The organism is Lysinibacillus sp. FSL W7-1291 (genome assembly GCF_038593415.1).
In the GTDB taxonomy this organism is placed as follows: Bacteria; Bacillota; Bacilli; order Bacillales_A; family Planococcaceae; genus Lysinibacillus; species Lysinibacillus fusiformis_D.
Map to the genome: position 1 here is coordinate 470,255 of NZ_CP151994.1, position 22,211 is coordinate 492,465.

The 22,211-nt window shown below is 38.7% G+C and carries 19 protein-coding genes and 1 riboswitch; of the genes, 11 read left to right on the forward strand and 8 right to left on the reverse strand.

Features of this window, described 5'->3' with window-relative positions; all coding sequences use genetic code 11:
• The first annotated feature begins 69 nt into the window (after positions 1–69).
• Together NST76_RS02220 and NST76_RS02225 are read left to right on the forward strand one after the other, a co-directional pair.
• On the forward strand, positions 70–1,146 hold the full coding sequence (locus tag NST76_RS02220) for a nucleotide kinase (RefSeq protein ID WP_036117469.1): 1,077 nt from the start codon (positions 70–72) through the stop codon (positions 1,144–1,146).
• 58 nt (positions 1,147–1,204) lie between these two features.
• Positions 1,205–2,404, forward strand: coding sequence for a glycine C-acetyltransferase (locus NST76_RS02225; protein ID WP_170829839.1), 1,200 nt, complete (start codon positions 1,205–1,207; stop codon positions 2,402–2,404).
• 130 nt (positions 2,405–2,534) lie between these two features.
• Here the strand turns inward: NST76_RS02225 and NST76_RS02230 are convergent, their stop codons facing one another.
• From NST76_RS02230 to NST76_RS02255, 6 genes are all read right to left on the reverse strand, one after another.
• Positions 2,535–3,731 (reverse strand): CoA transferase, encoded by a 1,197-nt coding sequence (locus NST76_RS02230; RefSeq protein ID WP_058843615.1) that lies wholly within the window; start codon positions 3,729–3,731, stop codon positions 2,535–2,537.
• A complete protein-coding gene (locus NST76_RS02235) occupies positions 3,728–4,888 on the reverse strand; it encodes an alpha-hydroxy acid oxidase (RefSeq protein WP_342544567.1) in 1,161 nt (386 codons plus the stop codon). The genes NST76_RS02230 and NST76_RS02235 overlap by 4 nt, the downstream gene beginning before the upstream one ends.
• 14 nt (positions 4,889–4,902) lie before the next feature.
• Entirely contained in the window at positions 4,903–5,682 is a 780-nt protein-coding gene (locus tag NST76_RS02240; RefSeq protein WP_058843617.1) for an enoyl-CoA hydratase-related protein, read from the reverse strand.
• Positions 5,683–5,695: 13 nt separating this feature from the next.
• A complete protein-coding gene (locus NST76_RS02245) occupies positions 5,696–6,367 on the reverse strand; it encodes a methionine ABC transporter permease (RefSeq protein WP_036117459.1) in 672 nt (223 codons plus the stop codon).
• On the reverse strand, positions 6,360–7,385 hold the full coding sequence (locus NST76_RS02250) for an ATP-binding cassette domain-containing protein (RefSeq protein WP_342544569.1): 1,026 nt from the start codon (positions 7,383–7,385) through the stop codon (positions 6,360–6,362). The genes NST76_RS02245 and NST76_RS02250 overlap by 8 nt, the downstream gene beginning before the upstream one ends.
• Before the next feature lie 105 nt (positions 7,386–7,490).
• Complete coding sequence (locus NST76_RS02255; protein ID WP_058843618.1) at positions 7,491–8,321, reverse strand: MetQ/NlpA family ABC transporter substrate-binding protein; 831 nt, start codon at positions 8,319–8,321, stop codon at positions 7,491–7,493.
• Positions 8,322–8,409: 88 nt separating this feature from the next.
• Positions 8,410–8,514: riboswitch (SAM riboswitch) on the reverse strand.
• Between the two features lie 122 nt (positions 8,515–8,636).
• Here NST76_RS02255 and NST76_RS02260 point away from each other — a divergent pair.
• A complete protein-coding gene (locus NST76_RS02260; protein ID WP_058843619.1) occupies positions 8,637–9,140 on the forward strand; it encodes a PPC domain-containing DNA-binding protein in 504 nt (167 codons plus the stop codon).
• Positions 9,141–9,260: 120 nt separating this feature from the next.
• Here the strand turns inward: NST76_RS02260 and NST76_RS02265 are convergent, their stop codons facing one another.
• On the reverse strand, positions 9,261–10,430 hold the full coding sequence (locus NST76_RS02265; RefSeq protein WP_271912301.1) for a pyridoxal phosphate-dependent aminotransferase: 1,170 nt from the start codon (positions 10,428–10,430) through the stop codon (positions 9,261–9,263).
• A 96-nt stretch (positions 10,431–10,526) separates the two neighbouring features.
• On the opposite strand from NST76_RS02265, the gene NST76_RS02270 reads away from it, so the two are divergent.
• Positions 10,527–11,321 carry a carbon-nitrogen family hydrolase gene (locus NST76_RS02270; RefSeq protein WP_342544573.1) on the forward strand — a complete coding sequence of 265 codons (795 nt, stop codon included), beginning with the start codon at positions 10,527–10,529 and terminating at the stop codon, positions 11,319–11,321.
• Between the two features lie 51 nt (positions 11,322–11,372).
• Here NST76_RS02270 and NST76_RS02275 read toward each other — a convergent pair whose 3' ends face one another.
• Complete coding sequence (locus NST76_RS02275) at positions 11,373–12,941, reverse strand: PucR family transcriptional regulator ligand-binding domain-containing protein (protein WP_342544575.1); 1,569 nt, start codon at positions 12,939–12,941, stop codon at positions 11,373–11,375.
• 222 nt (positions 12,942–13,163) lie between these two features.
• Between NST76_RS02275 and NST76_RS02280 the strand changes: the two genes are divergently transcribed.
• The 7 genes from NST76_RS02280 (at position 13,164) to NST76_RS02310 (ending at position 22,161) form a co-directional block, all read left to right on the forward strand.
• Positions 13,164–14,576, forward strand: a complete 1,413-nt coding sequence (locus NST76_RS02280) for an amino acid permease (RefSeq protein ID WP_342544576.1) — start codon at positions 13,164–13,166, stop codon at positions 14,574–14,576.
• A 23-nt stretch (positions 14,577–14,599) separates the two neighbouring features.
• Entirely contained in the window at positions 14,600–16,129 is a 1,530-nt protein-coding gene (locus tag NST76_RS02285; protein WP_340833690.1) for a CoA-acylating methylmalonate-semialdehyde dehydrogenase, read from the forward strand.
• A gap of 21 nt (positions 16,130–16,150) precedes the next feature.
• The gene (locus NST76_RS02290; protein ID WP_342545233.1) at positions 16,151–17,503 is read left to right on the forward strand and encodes an aspartate aminotransferase family protein; all 1,353 of its coding nucleotides are present in this window, start codon (positions 16,151–16,153) and stop codon (positions 17,501–17,503) included.
• Positions 17,504–17,566: 63 nt separating this feature from the next.
• Positions 17,567–17,692: a hypothetical protein gene (locus tag NST76_RS02295; protein ID WP_268987977.1), complete on the forward strand. Its 126-nt coding sequence runs from the start codon at positions 17,567–17,569 to the stop codon at positions 17,690–17,692.
• Between the two features lie 12 nt (positions 17,693–17,704).
• Positions 17,705–18,685, forward strand: a complete 981-nt coding sequence (locus NST76_RS02300) for a BadF/BadG/BcrA/BcrD ATPase family protein (protein WP_342544578.1) — start codon at positions 17,705–17,707, stop codon at positions 18,683–18,685.
• Positions 18,686–19,185: 500 nt separating this feature from the next.
• Positions 19,186–20,856 carry a methyl-accepting chemotaxis protein gene (locus tag NST76_RS02305; protein WP_271912321.1) on the forward strand — a complete coding sequence of 557 codons (1,671 nt, stop codon included), beginning with the start codon at positions 19,186–19,188 and terminating at the stop codon, positions 20,854–20,856.
• Between the two features lie 351 nt (positions 20,857–21,207).
• Positions 21,208–22,161, forward strand: a complete 954-nt coding sequence (locus tag NST76_RS02310) for an L-threonine 3-dehydrogenase (RefSeq protein ID WP_141903905.1) — start codon at positions 21,208–21,210, stop codon at positions 22,159–22,161.
• Positions 22,162–22,211: the final 50 nt, after the last annotated feature.

A 22,211-nucleotide genomic window follows, 5' to 3' on the forward strand; every position in this document is an offset into this window, starting at 1 on the left:
AAGTAGCTTTTCATCTTTTTTAGCGTTCTTTCATATAATGCAGGGCAGAAGCTAAAGGAGGAACGACATTTGAATGGAAATGTAACGTATTATTTTGGACACGCATTGACTGGGCAAGGTGTGAAACATTTATATAAAGAGATGATAGAAGAGGCGGAGCTTGTTTACTTTTTGCAAGGTGCCCCCACATTTAAAGGATCAGAGCTGTTAAAAGAGCTAGGGTATTTTTATGTGAAGCAGGGCTTTGCAGTCGAATGGTTTAAGCATGCTTTATTAGAGGAAGTAGTTGAGGCCGTTTATGTAAAGGGCTGTAACAGACTTTTTGTATGGGCCTCTGAATGGAATATCGAGCCAACTTTACTCGGTACAAAGCATCGCGTCATGTCCTTTTATGATTGTTTAGAGGAAGTACAGCTTGAAAAGGTTGGGGAGCAGCTTGCTGAGGCGATGCAGGAGCGTGCAACTTGGCGTGAAAAATGTATTGCAAAGCTGGATCAGGCAATCAAGCTTCATGATGACTGGGAGATTATCACGCAAAGCTGTATGAACTGGCAGGCATTAAATGAACAAGTGGAAAATTTAAAGACAGAAGTGTTCCAGTCAATTGTTTTAAATAAAACGGGTATACGGACACATCGTTTACTTGGAACACTAACGCCTAGAGGTGCGGAAAATACAGTTGAAAGTATTACAAAAAGTATAACGACTCGCTTCATGATTAAAGGTAAGCCTGGTACAGGTAAGTCTTCATTAATGAAGGGTTTAGCGGATGAGGCCAATGCTAGAGGTCTTGATGCACAAATTATATGGTGTGGTTTAGATGCAGGTTCAGTGGATATGGTCATTATTCCAGAGCTTAATTTCTGTATCTTTGATAGCACAGAGCCCCATGTCTTTGATCCACAGGATGGTAGATTAGGGGACAAAATTTTTGATATTGGGCAACATTGTGCACTTTCAGAGGAGGCAGAAACAGCAATTGAGGCAGTTCGAGCACACTACAAAGAAGCTATCCAGGATGCAATGGGTCATTCAAAGCGTTATGCTGAAGCCGAATATACAATCCGCCGTCTAGTGGATAATTGTCTATCCGCATCCTTATGGCGTGAAAAAACAGCGCCATTATTCGAAAGATTAACAAAGTAATGTAGCTAATGGCTTGCATGTGCTAAACTAGGAGCTAGAACAGTTTTCCTAGGAAAGGATGATACGCTTGTCAAAAGTATTGAATGCATTTTTAGATGAAAACCTACAAGCCTTACATGAACAAGGCTTATACAATGAAATTGATCCAGTAGAGGGAGCTAATGGCCCGATTATTCAAGTCCGTGGCAAAAATCTTGTTAACTTATCCTCTAACAACTATCTTGGCTTAGCAACAAATGAAGAATTAAAGCGTATTGCCAAAGAGACAATTGATAAATACGGTGTTGGTGCAGGTGCTGTTCGTACAATCAACGGGACACTTGATTTGCACGTTAAATTAGAAGAAAAGCTTGCTGAATTTAAAGGAACAGAAGCGGCTATTTCTTATCAATCTGGCTTTAATTGTAATATGGCAGCCATTTCAGCTGTAATGGATAAAAATGATGCGATTCTATCTGATCAATTAAACCATGCCTCTATTATTGATGGTTGTCGTTTATCAAAGGCGAAAATCATTGCGTTTAATCACTCCGATATGGATGATCTACGTGCTAAGGCAAAAGCAGCTAAAGAATCAGGATTATACAATAAAATCATGGTCATAACAGATGGTGTATTCTCAATGGATGGTGATATTGCTAAATTACCTGAGATTGTGGAAATTGCTAAAGAGTTTGATTTAATTACGTATGTCGATGATGCACATGGTTCAGGTGTAACAGGTAAAGGCAAAGGAACTGTGAAGCATTTTGGATTAGAAAAAGAAATTGACTTCCAAATTGGTACACTATCAAAAGCTATTGGTGTTGTGGGTGGCTATGTAGCAGGTAAGAAAAATTTAATTGATTGGCTGAAAGTTCGCTCTCGTCCATTCCTATTCTCAACAGCTCTACCACCTGGTGATGTAGCAGCCATTACAGCAGCTGTACAAATGCTGATTGATTCAACAGAGCTGCACGATAAGCTTTGGGATAATGGCAACTATTTAAAAGCTGGACTGGAGAAGCTTGGCTTTAATATCGGTGCATCTGAAACACCGATTACGCCTTGTATCATTGGGGATGAAAAGCTGACACAGGAATTTTCAAAACGTCTTTTTGAAGAAGGCGTTTATGCAAAATCAATTGTTTTCCCAACTGTGCCAAAAGGTACAGGACGTGTTCGTAATATGCCAACAGCGGCACATACAAAAGAAATGCTGGATGATGCGATTGCGATTTACGAAAAAGTTGGTCGTGAATTAGGCGTTATTCAATAAGAAAAAGGCTTCCTCATGGATGGGGAAGCCTTTTTGTGTGATAGAAAGTTGAAAGTGGTGGATAAAAGTGAAAAAATAGTCGATAGCAGCTCATAACTGATCGATAGCCACCTGAAAGTAGTCGATAGCTTTATTTCGAACCTATAATTTTGGCTGTTCTTAATTGCTGAATGTCTTCAGCGGAGATATTCAAAGCCTGTAAAATCTCCTCATTATGTTGTCCTAAAGTAGGTGCTGCACTTGTTAGGTGACCTGGTGTTTGTGAGAACTTGGCTGGGAAGCCTAATGTACGCATCGGTCCTGCAGTTGGGTGCTCATAGGACAAGACCATGCCACGCTCTAGAATATGTGGATCATTTAATGTTTGATCGTAGGAATAGATTGGGCTAGAGGGTACGCCGTGTTCATCCAATAGCGCTAGCCAGTAAATAGCTTGATGCTTGATTAATTCGCTCTCAATTTCTGCCTCCAGTACTTTCACATGTTGGGCACGTGAATAGTTGGTAGCAAAGAGGGGATTGTCTAACCAATCAGGTCGGTTGATAACTTTTGTTGCAAAAATCTCCCATAGCTTTTGATTGCCAGCACCTATTAAAATATAGTCGTCCTGCGTTTTGAAACCTTGATAGGGTGCGGATACCCGATGTGCTGTTCCAGTCCGCTCCGGTAGTTCGCCATGTCCAAAGTAAGCAGCGGCCTCCCATACAGTCCATGCTAGACCTGATTCCACTAAGGAAACATCAATATATTGCCCCTCGCCACTACGCAGCTTATAAATATAGGCCATTAAAATAGATTGTAATGCTGTTTGAGCAGCAGCAATATCATTCACGGCAAAGCCGACTTTTACAGGTCGACCATCCGCTTCACCCGTCATATGCATTAAGCCATTCAGACCCTGTGCCATAATATCATAGCCACCCTTTTGACTATACGGACCCGTTTGTCCATAGCCTGAAATAGAGCAATAAATAAGACCAGGATTGATAGCTTTTAATGTGTCATAATCAATACCAAGCTTTTTTGTGACACCTGGTCGATAGTTTTCCACAAGGACATCAACAGATTGGATAAGTTCTTTAAATAAAGCTAATCCCTCTGGCGTTTTTAAATTAATACAAACCCCTTTCTTATTGCGATTGACCATCATATACATATGGCTTTCTTCATTTATAAAAGGACCCATTGTACGGGTATCGTCTCCATTTGGATACTTCTCAATTTTGATAACCTCTGCACCCATATCTGCTAAGACCATCGTGCAATAAGGACCAGCTAGTACTTGCGATAAATCAACAACTCTTAATCCTTGTAATGCTTGTTTCATCTAACCTCAGTCCCATCATGTTTGACTAATGTGATGTTGCGTAATCCTTTGACAGAGGTCGCACCTGCTAAAGCGATGGAAACCTTTAATTCATCATAAAGATTGGTCATCACCTTTTCGACGCCCTGTTGTCCTTCAAGGGCTAGCCCATAGACGAAAGGGCGTCCGATTGCAACGGCATCCGCTCCTAAAGCAAGTGCTTTTAAAGCATCCATGCCACGATAGACACCACTATCTAAAATAATAGGAATTTGTCCATTCACAACTTTCGCAATAGCAGGAAGTGCATCAAGTGAACCAATAACACCATCTAATTGACGGCCACCGTGGTTTGATACAATAATGCCATCAATACCATTGTCGATAGCTAGTTTCGCATCTTCAGGATGTAAAATTCCCTTCAATAGTATAGGAAGGTTTGTACGCTTTTTTAATTCTCGAACATGCGCCCAATTAAGTGTTGGGTGGAAGACATTTTGCAAGACACCTTGTACGTAGGACTCGAATGAATCATCAGGTAAAGTGGCTGTAAAAACGGGATCATTCATATAATTGCCTCGTGCATAGCCTAGCTTCAATGGTGAAAATTGATTGCGGACATCTTCTTCACGCCAACCAAGCATTACTGTATCGACAGTTAAGACAATCGCTTCAAATCCGGCTGCCTCCGCTCGTGCCACCATACTAAAAGCGATTTCTTCATTAGTAGACCAATATAATTGAAACCATTTTGTTGCAGAACGAGCAGCTTGAGCAACTTCTTCAAGTGCATAAGTGGAAACGGTGCTTTGAATATAGGGCATGTTTAAATGCTCGGCAGCACGTACTACAGCAAGCTCACCTTCATCATGAACCATTCCGTTCATGCCGACGGGAGCAAAGAGCAATGGAGTTGGGTATGTTTTACCAAACAAATTAATCGATGTTTGAACATTTGAAACATCCTTTAAAAAGCGAGGAACTATAGAATACTTTTCGAAAGCTGCACGATTATTGCGCAGTGTTTGTTCACCACCAGCACCTGAACGGATATAGCCAAAAGGTCCAGCTTCGATTTTTTCCGCTACGGCCTTTTCTAAATCTGCAAAGCAAATGGGGAAGGGGGCTTGTGCAGTAATATTTTTTAAGAGTAGATCACCATCAGTTATGTTTGTCATCGTTACTACCTCACTTATTTATTGAAAATAGGCTTTCTTTTGTTTAAGAAGGCTTGAATACCTTCGTTATAATCATCTGAACTAAATGAATTAAGAACGATCTGTGCCAGCTCATCGCTTTCTTCGTTTTCACCATCTACAATTGCTTGGATCATTTTTTTGATGCCTGCGTTTGCAATGGATGATTTACTTAATAGATGTTCAGCAAAATGCAGCGTGGCACTTTCAATATCCTCTGGCTCATGTAAGGCTGTGATTAAACCGATGTTTTTTCCATCTTGTGCTGTAAAAATGTTGGCTGTGTATAAAATCTCTTTCGCCTTGGCAACACCAACAAGATTGATGAGACGCTTTGTACTTTCAAGATTATAGACAATACCAATATTCGCCGCTGTGATGCCAAGCTTACTCTTTGGTGTCGCCATTCTAAAATCACATGCGTTGGCTAGTTCTAAGCCACCACCAATGGCTAAACCCTGAATCATAGCAATCGTCGGGTGAGGAAATTTATAGAGGGTATCAATCGCCTTTAGAGCCAAATCATTATAGGCTTTGGCATTGTCCGCGGCATAACGAATATCTAAAAACTCGCTAATATCGGCACCAGATGAAAAGGCTACTTCATTAACGCCACGGACAATTAAGAGCTTAATAGAAGAATCTACACGTAACTGCTCAAGTTGCTCTACTATGTTCTGAAACATCGCCTTTGATAAGGAATTCCGTTTATCAGGTCGGTTTAACACTAACGTTGCAATATAACCATTTTTCTCTACATAAATTTCAGTTGTCATTGTCATTCTCCTCTTAATCCTTTTTCAATTTCGCAGCGAAGCGGTTGCCGATGGATTGAATGCTTTGCACAAGAATGATTAAGATAAAGACAGTTGCATACATAACATCGACCTCATAGCGTAAATGACCATAACGATAGGCGAGGTCACCCAAACCTCCAGCACCAACCATTCCTGCCATAGCCGTAGCACCGATTAAACCAATTGTGGCAATTGTTAAGCCTAAAATAATAGATGGACGAGCTTCACGTAATAGCACATGCCAAATAATATGGCGACGTTTAATACCCATTGCTGTGTAGGCTTCTACCACTCCCGAATCCACCTCTAATAGCGCAGATTCCATCAGTCGAGCAATATAAGGAGCTGTATAGACAACTAGCGGAACGATAACACCTTTAACCCCAATTGTTGTGCCGACGATCAGCTTAGTAAAAGGGAGGATGAAAAATAATAAAATGATGAATGGAACAGAACGTATAATATTGATGACTAAATTAAAAAATTGATATAAAAATTTATTGTCAAAGGATTGACCTGGTCGTGTTAATACGATTAATAGCCCCAATGGAATCCCAATGAGAATGGAAAACAATAAAGATATTCCGACCATTTGAAATGTTTCGATAATTGATTTGCCAATTACATCTGACCAATCTGTAAAAAAGCTTTGAATACTACTCATTGAATTCGCCTCCTAATTCTTCCACCGCGACGCCATTTTCCGTAAAATATGTGAGTGCCTTTTGGACAATGTGAAGTTCTCCATGTAAATGCACCACAATGTTACCAACAATGCCGTTTTTTAATTCAATAATATTTGCCGTTAAAATATTTGGTTGTACATCATACACTTTCGTAACTTCTGCTAGTAATGGCTTACCAGTACTTTCACCTAGGAAGGTTAAACGAATGACACTGCCTGAAACATTTAACTGCTCGATCAGGGAAGGGGATAAATTACGTTGTGAAATCGTATTTAAAAACTTTCTCGTTGTAGGATGCTTCGGTTTAGCAAAAAGTTCAATAGCCATACCAAATTCCACCACTTTTCCGGACTCAAGAACAGAAACCTCATCACATATTTTCTGAATGACATTCATCTCATGTGTAATCAGCAGGATCGTAATGCCTAATTCACGGTTAATTTTTAACAACAATTCAAGAATGGCTTCGGTTGTTTCAGGGTCGAGTGCACTTGTTGCTTCGTCACTAAGTAGAACCTCTGGTTCCTGTGCCAAGGCACGTGCAATAGCAACACGTTGCTTTTGCCCACCTGAAAGTTGGTTAGGGTAGCTGTCTAGTTTGTCTGTTAATCCAACAATTTCAGCATATTTAGCCACACGGTTTTTTACCTCTTTCTCGTTATAGCCAAGTAGCTTTAAAGGAACAGCAATATTATGGTAAACGGTTGCCGTTTTTAATAGATTAAAATGTTGGAAAATCATTCCGATTTTTTGGCGTGTTTGCCGTAATTCATGAAGAGAAAGGGCAGTAATGTCCACATTGTCGATTAACACTTTTCCAGCTGTAGGTCGCTCTAGTAGATTGACGCAACGAATGAGTGTACTTTTACCTGCACCACTATAGCCAATCACACCATGAATTTGTCCTTTTTTTACATGGAGATTGATTCCATCTACAGCCTTAATGATGTCTTTTTTCGTCTTATATTCTTTTGAGATATTTTGTAATTGAATCATCCGATTGATTGCTCCTTTCTCAAGCTCCTAAAAAGCAAGAATTTGCTCGTTTTCCATAGAGGAATTTCGGCAGATTCTTCAGCTACTAGAAGCTTCCTGAATGTATTACCAGCTAGGGATTACTGAACCTTTGAATTCTTCTTCAATGAATTGACGTACTTCATCAGATTGGTAAGCCTCAACGAACTTTTTAATTGTTGGGTCATTTTCATTTTCTGCACGTACCACAATATAGTTCACATATGGAGAGTCAGTAGATTCTAAAAGAATAGCGTCATCTTTAGGATTAATGCCAGCTTCCAATGCGAAGTTTGTATTAATAGCTGCTACATCTACTTCACTAAGCTGCTTAGGAATTTGAGCTGCCTCTAATTCGATGAATTTTAAATTCTTTTTGTTTTCTTCTACATCACGGATAGAGGCTGTTAAATCTGCCCCATCTTTTAATTTTATATAGCCTGCTTCCTGTAAAACAAAGAGGGCACGAGCACCATTTGTTGGGTCATTTGGTAAACCAAATGTTGCACCATCTGGAATGTCATCAAAGGATTTATATTTTTCAGAGTAAATACCCATTGGATTTAAAATCGTTTTGCCTACTGGTACTAAATCTGTATCATGATCTTTATTAAACGTATCGAGGAAAGGCTCGTGTTGATAGCTATTCGCATCAAGATCACCTTCAGATAAGGATGTATTAGGTAAAACATAATCAGAAAATGATTTAAGCTCTACTTCTAGCCCATTTTCTTTGGCTACTTTCGCTGCAACTTCTGCGATTTGTTCGTGTGGACCAGACGTGACGCCTACGACGATTTTATTTTCATTAATTGCTTCAGCTTGACCTTTACTCTCTTCTTTAGAGCCACAACCTGCTAGAGCTGCTGCTAATGTAAGACTTGCTAAACCTACTAAAAATTTATTTTTCTTTTTCATGAAAATTACCTCCAAGATTGTTTTTATCGGTTTTTGAAAATAAAAAAACTCTCTTACAAACTAAGAGAGGCTCATGAAAAAATGTCCTCTCTTATCTATCAAACGATAATCGTTTGCAGGATTTAGCACCTTCCTTCTAAAAGGAGGTTGCCGAGCTTCATAGGGCCAGTCCCTCAGCTACTCTTGATAAGAGATTTATCATATTTTTTTGTAATTCCGATAGAACTAATATAATTTATAGGTTATAGTAAGTCAATAAATATTTTTTAAATTTTTTATATTATTATAATATTTCGTCATGAAAGAGGGATAGCAATGTCTGTAAGAGTTAATTATGGTATAGGTTCATTTGGCAAGGTTGTGAGTGCTCGATTGCTAATGGGTACAGACATTATTGAAGGAATGGAGGCACTTTGTGAGGAGAACCATATTGAGTCAGCAACAATTGTTAGCTGTATAGGTAGCCTTCAAAAGAGTAGCTTTGTTTATTTAGTACCTGATGAAACATCACAGATTAACGTAAGTTTTAGCGATGTCATAAAAAAAGAGGGGCCACTTGAATTGATCCAAGGCTCTGGCGTAGTATGTAAGCGCGATGGGGGATATGAAACACATTTCCATGGTTCTATGAGTGATCAATGGGGCATCGTGTCAGGGGGGCATTTAATGAAGAGGGGGAACCCTGTTATTACGGCTGACATAGTGCTAGCTGAGGTTCAAGGCATCCAGCACTTTCGAAAATTTGATGAAGAAACAGGCCATGTTCAATTTTATCCATTAGAACACGGTTTACAGCAGCCAAGGAAAATTGAAAAATAGCGAAAATGTACTAACTTTTTCTTTTCACTGAGTTGCATGTTCCTTCCTGAATTAAAAAATGTTAGACCGAGCTTATAATCGGTCTAACATTTTTACTTTTGTCCCAGCCTCATGTCATGGTTAAGGGTTGAATAATTGTAATTGTTCGATTCTATGGATTGCTTCACGTAAGCGTTCCTCGCTAACAAGTAAACCAACACGGATATAGCCTTCGCCATATCGGCCGAAGCCATTGCCTGCTGCTACAGCGATATCAGCCTTTTCCAATAATAAATCGGCAAACTGCTCGCTAGTATAGCCGAATGGTACAGGGAGCCATGCGAAGAAGGAGCCTTTTGGAGCCGTTACATGCCAACCAATTCTTTGAGCTTCTTCAATGAGTACATTGCGGCGACCTTCATAGGTAGCTCGCAGTTCATCCACACATTCTTGGGAAGCTGTAAGTGCCGTTGCTGCTGCTTGTTGAATAGCAGGGAATTGACTACAAAACAGATGATCCTGAATTAGATTAATGGCAGCAATAATGTCGGCATTACCGACAGCGAAGCCTATACGCCAGCCTGCCATATTATAAGTTTTGGAGAGTGTGTACATTTCAATTCCTACTTCTTTTGCACCCTCAGCTTGTAGGAAGCTAATAGGTTTATTACCGTCAAATCCTATTGCTCCATAAGCAAAATCATGTGATACGATAATATTGTGTTCCTTCGCAAAGCGAACGGTCTCTTCAAAAAATGCAAGTGTTGCTGTACCACCTGTAGGGTTGTTCGGGTAATTTAGGTAAAGTAGCTTCGCCTTCTCTTTCACTTCATCAGGTAATGCATGATAATTAGGTAAGAAATCATTTGCAGCTAAAAGTGGCATCACTTCAAAATGGACATCACCTAATACGACACCTGATAAGTAATCTGGATAGCCAGGGTCTGGTAAGAGCATTGTATCACCTGGATTTAATACGGCTAAAGGTAGCTCAACGAGTCCAATTTTTGTCCCGCCAAGAATCGCTACCTCTGTGTCAGGATTTAGATTCACATTATATTCACGTTTATAATAGTCGACAGCTGCTTGGCGTAATTCAGCGATACCGCGAAATGGTGAATATTTGTGATTTTGTGGATTTTCAGCCGCCTCCTGTAATGCTTGAATGATATGAGGGGGCGTTGGTTGATCGGGATTTCCTTGACCAAGATTAATGACATCGCGACCTTCTTCTAAGGCATTATTTACTTTTTGAACTAACGCTGCAAAAAATTGAGTGGGTAGTTGCTGTAGTTTTTTAGAGAATTCCATGCATGATCACCCTTTTCAGAATATAATAATTATTATTGAAGAATATGAAGCAAATAGTATTACTTTTTTTGTTAATTGTCTAGAGGAGGAATGGCTATGAAAATCGGTTGTATTCAATTAAATGTTGGCTTTGGCAAAGTAGAAGAAAATTTTGCACGAGCTGAGGACAAGATTCGAGAAGTGGCAAAAAAAGGAGCAGAAATCATTGTGCTGCCTGAAATGTGGAATACAGGCTATGCGTTAGAGAAGCTGCCTGAACTAGCGGATGTCGATGGTAAACGTACGAAATCCTTCTTGGCTGAATTAGCACAGGAACTTGGTGTACATATTGTAGGTGGTTCTGTTTCAACGAAGAAAGGCGACAAATTTTATAATACGATGTATACATTTGATCGCAATGGAGAACTTGTAGGGGAATATAGCAAAGCACATCTTTTCCGTTTAATGGATGAGCATCTCTACTTAGAAGCAGGGGATGAAATGAATCGATTTGCTCTAGGAGATATTGAAGCTGCTGGGGTCATTTGTTATGATATTCGTTTCCCAGAATGGTTACGTGCACACGCATTACAAGGAGCAAAGGTATTATTTGTACCAGCCCAGTGGCCAACACCAAGGATTGATCATTGGAAAACATTGCTGCAAGCTCGTGCGATTGAGAACCAATGTTTTGTAATAGCAGTTAATCGCATTTCAAAAAAGGTAGAAAACTTTAATGGCCAATCGATGATCATACAGCCTTGGGGAGAAGTACTTTGGATCGGTGCAGAGGATGAAGAAGTAGCGGTGATTGATGTAGATTTTTCTATTGTCGATGAAGTACGTGGAAGAATTCCAGTTTATGACGACCGTAGACCAGGACTATATCATGATGTTGTCGTGAAAGGCTAATAGAGGGGCACGCTCAAGAGGGAGTAATCTTTTGAGCGTGCCATCTTTTTTCTAGCCCTTATCCTCAATCAATGAATTTGCCAATAGCATAAATTCTAATGTAATGCGGTTATGTCCTTTCATGAAATTTTCACCTAGTAAACCTTCAAGCTTTCTTAAGCGGTGATAGAGTGTTTGACGAACAATAAATAATTGGTTGGCTGTTTGCTGCTTGGAGCCATTTGTTTGTAAATAAACCTGTAATGTTTCAAGAAGCTTGCTATTGTATTTTTTATCGTACTCAATAACGGGCTGTAAATAATCGTAAATCACTTCCTGTAAATTCACTTGCATTTGTAATTTATAGATTAAATGATATAAATGCAAATCATCATAAAAGAAAGAGGACGTTTGCACTTTGCGGCAAATATATAAAGTTTCTAAAGCAGTTTGATAGCTTTTAGGAATTTCTTCTACATCGCAAACAACCTTTCCAACGGCTATTTGAAAACCTTGTGCTTGCTGCTTTTTATAAAAGTCGGTATTGGGCAGTGTGGAAAAAATGCTATTCAATATGTCACGAATAGCTTTACTGTCTTTCGTATGAAGTAAAATAAAAATAATATAGCTTTTTCTTTCGAATAAAAAGGGCATAAATCCATGTTGCTCAAAGAGATTTCGATAATAAAGCTTACTATAGACCATATCCTCCTGTGTCTTTGTCATTGTAGTAGGAGAGGATAAAATAAAGACAGCTCCACTAGATTGTGTATAGCCCGCGTAATGTGTAACGATAAATTTATAGATTTCTTCCTTAGATAATTTTTGATCAATCCAATCGACTAAAATTGTAGCATCCTCAATATTCTTTTTTTCCTCAATATAAAACTCTCGCATTAATAGCTGTGCCAGCGCCGTTGCTGTACGATCTAATATTAATAATTCAAACTCTGAAAATAGTCCATCCTCTCGATAGAGTGTTAAATCTGCATAATGCTGATCAAAGATAAAAATAGGCCCATGTTTAAATTGCTGAGCAGACTTGTTCAATGTTAATAGCTGCTGACGTTTTTGGTGTGTCGTATTGGGGAAAAAGATAGGATTGCGTCCCTTAATGGAAAACATGATTTGTGTTTTTAATTCATTATACATATTTTGTAAAATATCTTCTGTATTTTGTCCTAAGACAGCATTTTTGTTCAAAGCTTGTGCATAAGATTCTAGCGAAGAAATCATTAAATATTGCTGATTGATAATTTGGCTATGTAAATCCTGCGTAATACGAACAAAAGGAACTGCCTCATGAAAAACAATAATGGGAAACTGATGCCGGTTTGCCAGTGCTAGTATTGCTTTTGGAACGGTCTGAATATAAGAGCCATACTCAATACAAAGAGCAGCACAATTTTTTTGAATGATGGCTTCTACAAATGCGGTAAAATTAGCGATACTATGCTGGAGACTAATTCCTGTTGTTAATACTAACTCCTCACCAACTAAAAAATGATCAACTTGTACGATTTCAAGAACATGTACCCATTTGATAATCCTTGATAATCCTTCATGACCTGCCACAACCTCTGCCTTATGAAAATACTTATTTTCCAAAACATCTAGTACTTTAAGTTGAAACGGACTCAATTTAGCCCCTCCCTTAGTTGTATGCATTGTATATTTTTTCTGTTTGATGATTTATATTTTCTTATAAATTCGTGGATATAGTATTTTAAGAATATTTAGTCTATTTTACATTATGTTTAAAACAAAAGTATATAATTTTACAGTTTGTCTATTACTTCAACGTTATGAAACATGTAAAATTTTTGTAAGCGATCAAGCAATCTACTAAAAGGGGTGACAGATATGGAGCAACAAACGCATTTACAAAGAGGGTTAAAGAAGCGGCATATGACGATGATTGCTATTGCAGGAGTAATTGGTGCTGGCCTATTTATGGGGAGTGGTTCAGTTATTAATTTAGCTGGTCCAGGGGCCATTTTATCGTATATATTTGCAGGAATTATCGTTATTTTAGTTATGCGTATGCTAGGCGAAATGGCAGCTGTTAATCCAACGAGTGGCTCATTTGCACATTATGCGCATGAAGCCATTGGCCCGTGGGCAGGTTTTATGATTGGATGGCTGTACTGGTTTTTCTGGGTCATTGCGATTGCACTAGAAGCAACAGCAGCGGCAGCCATTATTCAATATTGGTATGACGGGATGCCTTTATGGCTATTAAGTTTGTTACTAACCGCAGCACTTACTTTAACGAATGTTCTTTCTGTCAAAGCATTTGGTGAGTTTGAGTATTGGTTCTCTCTTATTAAGGTTGCAAGTATAGTGGTTTTCCTTGGTCTTGGTGCCTTCATTATTTTTGGCATCGCCCCAAACTTTAATGCTGTAGGTATGACCAATCTAGTCGGGCAAGGTGGTTTTTTACCTAATGGTTTTGGTGCTGTTCTAATGGGTGTCGTCATTGTTATTTTCTCCTTCATGGGAACAGAAATTGTGGCCATTGCTGCTGGTGAATCAGATGAACCATTAGCTGCTGTAACGAAAGCTACCAATTCCATTACTTGGCGGATTTTAATTTTCTATGTGGGTTCTATTGCGGTTGTTGTAACGCTATTGCCTTGGCATTCCTCCGATATTTTAACAAGTCCTTATGTAGCAGTACTCGATTATATTGGAATTCCTGCTGCCGCACAAATTATGAATTTTGTTGTGTTAACAGCGGTGCTATCGTGTTTAAATTCAGCACTTTATGCAACATCACGCATGGTATTTTCTTTAGCAGAAAAGGGAGAAGCGCCAAGAGCATTTTTAAAATTAAACAAAAAGGGTGCACCTGTCAATGCCATTTTAGCAGCTACATTTTTCTCGTATATTGCAGTCATTATGAATTATGTTTCACCAGATAAAGTTTTTATGTTTTTACTGAGCTCTTGTAGTGCGATTACTTTAATACTTTATTTAATCATTGCCTTTTCACAATTAAGAATGCGACGCAAGATTGAACAAGAAAATTTAGAGCTATTAAAGGTGAAGATGTGGTTATTCCCTTATTTAACGTATTTCACAATACTCGCTACAACAGCTTTATTAATGGCGATGTTCTTTATAGAGTCTATGCGCTTACAAATTTTATTTACATGCGTTGTCGTCGCTATTGTGATGATTTTCTATGTACTTACTCAAAAGAAAAAAACGATTAAACAACCCGATGAATCAAGTTCTATTTTTAGCAAAGAAGAATTCGATTTTGAACAATAATACGATAAAGGAGTGGTCTAATTATGACAGTTCAGCAAGAAATGAAAACGCTCACACATTTTATCCAAGGGGAAGAGGTAGCTGGTACAAGTGGCCGATTTTCAGAGGTTTATAATCCATCAACAGGAGAGGTTATTGCAAGAGTACCACTTGCTTCAAGAGATGAGGTAAAGCATGCTATTCAGCTTGCAAAAGAAGCCTTTCCAGCATGGAAAAAACGATCAATTGGTAAACGGGTAGAAGTGTTACATCGATTCCGTCAGTTGTTAGTAGAAAAACAGGAAGAGCTTATCGATGTGATTTGTCAGGAAAGTGGTAAAACAAAGGACGATGCAAAAGGTGAAATCGTTCGTGGTATTGAATCCGTTGATATGGCGATCAGTGCACCGCAAATGCTAAAAGGAGAGTACTCAGTCAATGTAGGTGGTAATATAAATGCCTTTTCTGCCAAATCACCACTCGGCGTAGTGGCAACTATCGCACCATTTAATTTCCCTGTTATGGTACCGCTTGCGATTACAAGCATGGCTGTGGCAGTAGGAAATGCCGTTATATTAAAGCCATCAGAGCGCGTACCGATGTCCGCTCTCTATATAAGTCAATTATGGAAAGAGGCAGGTTTACCAGATGGCATTTGGACTGTTGTCAATGGAGATAAAGAGGCTGTCAATGAACTATTAGAAAATAAAGAGATTCAAGCTATCTCATTTGTTGGCTCAACACCTGTTGCTGAATATATTTATCAAACAGGAACAAAGCACAATAAACGTGTTGCGGCATTTGGTGGTGGGAAGAACTTTATGATTGTGATGCCAGATGCCAACCTAGAACAAACGGCGAATGCCTTTTTAGGAGCAGCGTATGGTGCAGCATCACAGCGCTGTATGGCGATTTCAGGTGCACTTGTTGTAGGCAAAGATACCGAACAACGGTTTACGGAACTATTAAAAAATAAAATCTCTCAACTAAAGGTTGGACCCTATACAGAAAAAGACGTCGATTTCGGACCAGTCATCACTAAAGAGTCGAAAGGAACGATTATTCGTTCTATCGATGAGGCAGTCACTGAAGGGGCAAATCTTGTGATTGACGGAAGAAATCCGAAAGTATGTGAAACGTCAAATGGCTTTTATCTTGGCCCAACCCTCCTTAATAATGTCACATCGGAAATGAAGATCTTTAAAGAAGAGGTCTTTGGTCCAGCACGTATTGTTGTAGGGGTGGACTCATTACAAGAGGCAATAGATTTAATCAATAACCATGAGCTTGGCAATGGGGTAACCATGTTTACAAGCAGTGGAGCAGCAGCACGGAAATTCCAAGAGGAAATAGAAGTCGGCATGGTAGGTGTGAACGTACCTATACCAATCCCTGTTGGCTATCATAACTTTGGTGGATGGAAACGTTCTAAGTTTGGTGAAGGGCATATGTTTGGCCCAGATCAGGCAAGGTTCTTTACAAAGGCCAAAACGATTTCTGAGCGCTGGCCAGATGAAACGGAGGATACAACAAGTTCCTTTGCGTTCCCAAGTAATAATGATGCGAAAAACTAATATAGTGAGGGGTGTTTGATGATGACACAGACAAATCTTAAAAGTGATGTATTATCCAAGGATGAGCAATATGTTTGGCATTCTATGAAACCATATAATCCGCAAGCCACATATGTAGTAGAAAGGTCTGATGGTGCAAGAATTATGGATACAGATGGTGTGGAATATATTGATGCAATGGCAGGGCTTTGGTGTGTCAATGTTGGCTATGGACGGAAAGAGTTAGCAGATGCGGCACATGAGCAAATGATGAAAAATGCTTATGCACCATTATCTCAGGGTCATTTGCCTGCAGTGGAATTAGCTGAGAAGCTAAATGAACTACTTGGTGGAGATTACGTTATTTTCTTCTCCAATAGTGGATCAGAGGCGAATGAAACAGCCTTTAAAATTGCTCGGCAATACCATCAGCAAAAAGGACAAAGCTCACGCTATAAAATTGTCTCACGCTACCGTGCTTATCATGGTAACTCCTTTGGGGCTTTAGCGGCAACGGGGCAGGCGGAGCGCAAATATAAATACGAGCCACTATCTCCAGGTTTTATCCATGTCGCACCACCTGATCAATATCGTGAGCATGAAAGCGATGCTATTGCGCCATTGGATTTAGCGAGTGTAAAGGCTGTAGATAAAACGATGACATGGGAACTGAGTGACACAATTGCGGCTATGATCTTAGAGCCTATTATTACAGGTGGCGGTGTCATTATGCCTCCAGAGAATTATTTAAAAGGCATTGAGGAAGTGTGTAAAAGGCATGGTGCTTTACTGATTGTGGATGAGGTTATTTGTGGCTTTGGTCGAACAGGTAAGCCTTTTGGATTTATGAACTACGGTGTTAAGCCAGATATAATTACGATGGCTAAAGGAATTACAAGTGCCTATTTACCATTATCAGCAACAGCCGTGAAGCGTGAAATTTATGAGGTGTTTAAGGGCTCAGATGCATACAGCTATTTCCGCCATGTGAATACATTTGGAGGCTCTCCTGTGGCATGTGCAGTTGCATTAAAAAATATTGAAATTCTTGAGCAAGAAGCGTTGTTTGAGCGTTCCAAGGAAATTGGCGCTGCAACACTACAAACATTGCAGCAACAATTGCAGCATCATCCAAATGTAGGAGATGTGCGTGGCAAAGGTTTATTAATTGGGATTGAATTAGTTGCAGATAAAGTCTCGAAAGAACCTTTACCAGTGGAGAAGATGAATGCTGTCATTGCCAAATGTAAAGAACAAGGGGTTATCATTGGAAAAAATGGAGCAACTGTTGCAGGGTTTAATAATGTCTTAACGCTATCACCACCACTTAATATTGTACAAGAAGATCTTGATCGTATACTCGATGTGGTTGTGGATAGTGTAAATAAGCTGTAAAGAATATTGTTATGGTTCTAAAAGCCTTGAAGTAATTAGCGGTGGGTGGTAGATGTCAACTAGATGGAACAAATTCAGTATACAAATCAAGAAACGATTGAGCGTATTAAAGCCTTGTCTCCTGCATTTGTGCGTAATGACGCAGGGCAGGAAGTAGGAGAAATTGTTTCTACAATTAAAATCGTATAGAGGTGAAGGTACTTGTATGTTTTGGCAATTGACGGTGGTGGAACAAAAACAATTGCGACAATCTCAACATTTCGTGGGCAAGTTATAGCACTAGCAGAAACAGGTAAAAGTAATCCCACATCTATGAGCTTAGAGCAATTTACGCAGACGATAACAGAACTAATAAATGATTTAAAAAGACAACAACCTTATGATTTTCATCAAATTACGAAGTGCCATGCGGGACTATCTGGCGTAACGGAAAATAATAATGAGGAGATTACCCACACACTACTAACCTCGCTATTACCTGAAGGCTGTCAATTATCACTGTCGAATGATGGGTTGAACGCGCTGTATGCTGGTACATTAGGTCAGTCTGGCATTGTACAGATTTCTGGTACAGGTGCAATTACATTAAGTATAGATTCGTCTGGCAGAGTTGAGCGTACGGCAGGATGGGGCTTTATTTTTGATGATGAAGGCAGTGGCTATGATATTGGTATTCGCACATTAAAAGCGGTGTTTAAAGCATTTGATAAAAGAGGGCCAGAAACGAGCCTCACATCCTCAGTATTAAATTATTTTCAATTACAATCCATTCCACAAATAATTGAAATTGTTTATGGAAAAGGACATCCGAGAGATACAATCTCTCCTTTAAGTAAGATTGCCATTGATTGCGCTAAAAGAGGTGATGCTGTAGCGAACACGATTCTGGATCAAGTGTGCCATGTTTTTTATCAAAGTATAGATGCTTGTTACAAAAAAAATCCGTTTTCAGATACGCGTGTCAAAGTCGTGCTAGCTGGTGGAGTTTTTAATGAATTGACGTTATTTATTGAAAAATTAGCCTCCATTGATAAAAATAATAGCAATCAGTATGACTTTATGGGTGCTTATAGCCTACCAGTTGGCGGTGCCGCATTAGCCGCATTAAAACTACCTAATAATGAAGCGAAAATATTTATCGATCAATATAATGCTAGTATTAAGGAGTTTTTAACTAATTAATCCTCCCTTTTAATTTAGCAAGTAGAGAATAGGAAGGTCTTTTCTCTACTTGCATTTTGTTAGTCCTCTACTTTAAACATATTACCTTTATAAGACTTATGAATAGTCATAACAATTCCCATAAGCATGATGTTCGATAATATTGATGATGAAGGAGCTTAATTTACACTACTGGAGTGGACAAAAAGACAGCTAATCCCACCTAGTAGAAGAAAATGAACTACTAAACTTACATCCAACCTCTTGAGTTGAGACAAATATAATACCTCCATTCTTTATTAATACGATAAACGTTTGGAATGCATGGAAGGTTACGGTGGCAGAAATAGTATAATTAAGGATCAATGGTAGGGAGTTATTTGTGTGGTAAATTACCTATATAAAACTAGATAATGGGCATAAATTCTTAATTCTTCTTGCAATCTTTACAAAAACATAACACTGGCTTTATATCTTCATACTATCATTATTGGTAAGAGTTGGAGGAGGAGCCAAGGATCATGCATTTTTTCCGTTTCATAAAGGTGAAGGACAAGTTACTTGTACTCATGATTGTTTGTGTATTATCGAATGTATTGCTGGGTGTATTTAGTGTGGATTATTTAAGGAAGATGTCGTGGCATGCAAGTGAGAGTTACACACAGGGACTTGTCCCAATCGGTTGGCTGAATGAGCTAGAAGAATCACAGCGTCAATTAGATTTTATCGTAGATGCTCAGGGTGACTATCAAGAAATGACGGTTATTTTAAAAGAGATGGCACAGCCTTTAAAGCAATTGGATAGCCAAGAAATTGATAAAAAAATGAGTCATCAAATTAAAAAATTTAAATCCTTGCTGAAGAAACAAGGAGAATTGATTGAGAGTTATAAGCAATTGAACCAAGGTGAGCTAGAGCAGTTCTATTCGCTGACATTTCTACCAATAAGTCAGGAAAGCCATACATTATTAGAAGAAACACAAAATTATTTGGTTGAAAAAGCGAAGGATCAACAGAAGTATTATCAACAAGATGTGCAATTTGGTTATTGGTTACTAGGTGGCGTATGCTTAGCAGTGGTGTTGCTTGTCATTCTGATAGGATTTATCGCAACTAAGGCAGTCAATGTACCAACACGTCAATTGAAATCATTATTAAAACGAGCAGAACAAGGCGATTTCACTGCGAATGCAAGTTATGTTGCCCATGATGAGCTTGGTGAGGTAGTACTGTCTTACAATCAAATGGTCACAGAGGTAAAACACCTACTCCATACTGTAACGGACAGCGCCTATGAAGTAGAAGAAATGACAGGTAAATTGCAAGGATCCTCAGAGCAATCATCAACAACAACGTTAAAAATAGCAAAAGATGTACAATCTATTTCAGATTCAACGGCTGCTTCTACTAGTAAATTGGCTTCCAATACTGCTTCTTTAGAGGAAGTTTTAAATGATGTACAAGTCATTTTAGAAAAAGTGCAGGTCGTGGAAAGCTTTGCGCATCAAACAGCAAGAGATGCTGAGAGTGGAACTGAAATTGTACAGGCTAATTTAATGCAAATGCAAGTGATTAAGCAGGCCGTAGAAAAATCGAATACAGCTATCTTTAACTTGGTTGAGCGTGCCTCATCAATCGATCAAATGATTGAGGTCATAGAAAAAATAACAGCACAAACCAACTTACTAGCGTTAAACGCATCCATTGAAGCAGCAAGAGCAGGAGAACATGGAAAGGGGTTTGCAGTTGTAGCCAATGAGGTGCGGAAGCTTGCGGAACAAACAGTCCAATCAACACAAACGATTACATCCATTGTACAAAACATCCATTTAGATTCGAGCTATGCAGTACAAATGATGGAGGGCGTGTTGTTGGCTACTGAAAAAGGTGTTGCCGTAACAGGACAAACAGCGACAAGTTTTGATCAAATTTTAGAAAAAGTACATACAATCAAGCCTTATATGATGGAAGTATCTGCTACAGTTCAAGAGATAGCCACTCACACCCAAAAGGTGAGTGAGGATGCGGTTATGTTAACAGCTATATCGGATACGAATGCTGTATCCACTAAGCATGTTGCTACATTAACAGCAGATCAATTAACAGCTCAACAACAATTCCATAATTACATTAAAGAATTGCGCAAAGTATCAAAAGTTTTGCAAATTGCTGTTAAACGTTTTTCAATCTAATTTAATATTAAAGAATAATGTTGAAAAGGAGTCTTTTTTGCGGAAATTAGCAAAGAAGGTTCTTTTTTTGCGTGGTTACAAAACTAGTTTATGAAAGATTTAATTTTTTGTATTTTTGAGGTGTACAATTGTATTTTGTATATTTTTGTAGCACAATATTTTTTGAGTGCTCATATACTGGAAGTAAGGGATTATATGTTCCTTTTAATGAATATTATTAATATAATTGTTGTATTTTCAAAACGAACACATTATAATGAGTTTCATTGAAAGTGTTATTAAATCAATGTTTATCAATATATATTTGTACTTTCAGCAAGTACAATTGTTCATATGTGGAGGTTTTGAGAAATGAAAAAGATTATTGTTACTGGGGCACTTGGTCAAATTGGTTCTGAGCTTGTAGAAAAACTTCGTGGTATTTATGGAGAGGACAATATACTTGCTACAGACATTAGAAAGCTTGAACATACTAAGGGCCCATTTGAAATATTGGACGTGACAGATGGACAAAGAATGCACGATTTAGCAAAGGACTTTGGTGCAGATACGATGATGCATTTAGCAGCATTACTATCAGCCACAGCTGAAAGAAATCCATTGTTAGCTTGGAATTTAAATATGGGCGGTTTAATGAATGCATTGGAAGTTTCTCGTGAGTTAAATATGCAATTTTTCACGCCAAGTTCAATTGGAGCATTTGGTCCATCTACACCGAAAGAAGATACACCGCAGGATACTTTGCAACGTCCAACAACTATGTATGGTGTAAATAAGGTAGCGGGTGAATTATTATGCGATTATTACTTCAATCGTTTTGGTGTTGATACACGTGGTGTACGTTTCCCTGGATTAATTTCTTATGTAACACCTCCAGGTGGTGGTACAACTGATTATGCAGTAGAAATTTTCTATGAAGCAATTGAGCAAGGTAAGTACACATCTTATATTCAGGAAGGTACGTTTATGGACATGATGTACATGCCAGATGCCTTACAAGCTATTGTAGATTTAATGGAGGCAGATGGTAGTAAGCTCGTTCATCGCAATGCCTTTAATATTACAGCGATGAGCTTTGAACCATCACAAATCGCAGCTGAAATCAAGAAGCATTTACCAAATTTCACGATGGATTATCAGGTTGATCCAGTGCGTCAAGCGATTGCAGACAGCTGGCCAAACTCTTTAAATATTGACGCAGCTCAAAAAGAGTGGGGCTTCAAAGCAGAGTATGATTTAGCCAAAATGACGATAGATATGTTAGAAAAACTAAAAATGAAACTGCATAAAAAGGCAATTTCCTAATCGTTAAAGGAACGGATGTAGAATTAGTCTACATCCGTTTTTTTATTTGT

Excerpts from the sequence above, each read along its gene's own strand:
- NST76_RS02225 (WP_170829839.1), top strand. The coding sequence starts at position 1,205 with ATGATACGCTTGTCAAAAGTATTGAATGCATTTTTAGATGAAAACCTA.
- NST76_RS02230 (WP_058843615.1), bottom strand. The coding sequence starts at position 3,731 with ATGAAACAAGCATTACAAGGATTAAGAGTTGTTGATTTATCGCAAGTA.
- NST76_RS02235 (WP_342544567.1), bottom strand. The coding sequence starts at position 4,888 with ATGACAAACATAACTGATGGTGATCTACTCTTAAAAAATATTACTGCA.
- NST76_RS02240 (WP_058843617.1), bottom strand. The coding sequence starts at position 5,682 with ATGACAACTGAAATTTATGTAGAGAAAAATGGTTATATTGCAACGTTA.
- NST76_RS02245 (WP_036117459.1), bottom strand. The coding sequence starts at position 6,367 with ATGAGTAGTATTCAAAGCTTTTTTACAGATTGGTCAGATGTAATTGGC.
- NST76_RS02250 (WP_342544569.1), bottom strand. The coding sequence starts at position 7,385 with ATGATTCAATTACAAAATATCTCAAAAGAATATAAGACGAAAAAAGAC.
- NST76_RS02255 (WP_058843618.1), bottom strand. The coding sequence starts at position 8,321 with ATGAAAAAGAAAAATAAATTTTTAGTAGGTTTAGCAAGTCTTACATTA.
- NST76_RS02260 (WP_058843619.1), top strand. The coding sequence starts at position 8,637 with ATGTCTGTAAGAGTTAATTATGGTATAGGTTCATTTGGCAAGGTTGTG.
- NST76_RS02265 (WP_271912301.1), bottom strand. The coding sequence starts at position 10,430 with ATGGAATTCTCTAAAAAACTACAGCAACTACCCACTCAATTTTTTGCA.
- NST76_RS02270 (WP_342544573.1), top strand. The coding sequence starts at position 10,527 with ATGAAAATCGGTTGTATTCAATTAAATGTTGGCTTTGGCAAAGTAGAA.
- NST76_RS02280 (WP_342544576.1), top strand. The coding sequence starts at position 13,164 with ATGGAGCAACAAACGCATTTACAAAGAGGGTTAAAGAAGCGGCATATG.
- NST76_RS02285 (WP_340833690.1), top strand. The coding sequence starts at position 14,600 with ATGACAGTTCAGCAAGAAATGAAAACGCTCACACATTTTATCCAAGGG.
- NST76_RS02290 (WP_342545233.1), top strand. The coding sequence starts at position 16,151 with ATGACACAGACAAATCTTAAAAGTGATGTATTATCCAAGGATGAGCAA.
- NST76_RS02295 (WP_268987977.1), top strand. The coding sequence starts at position 17,567 with ATGGAACAAATTCAGTATACAAATCAAGAAACGATTGAGCGTATTAAA.
- NST76_RS02305 (WP_271912321.1), top strand. The coding sequence starts at position 19,186 with ATGCATTTTTTCCGTTTCATAAAGGTGAAGGACAAGTTACTTGTACTC.
- NST76_RS02310 (WP_141903905.1), top strand. The coding sequence starts at position 21,208 with ATGAAAAAGATTATTGTTACTGGGGCACTTGGTCAAATTGGTTCTGAG.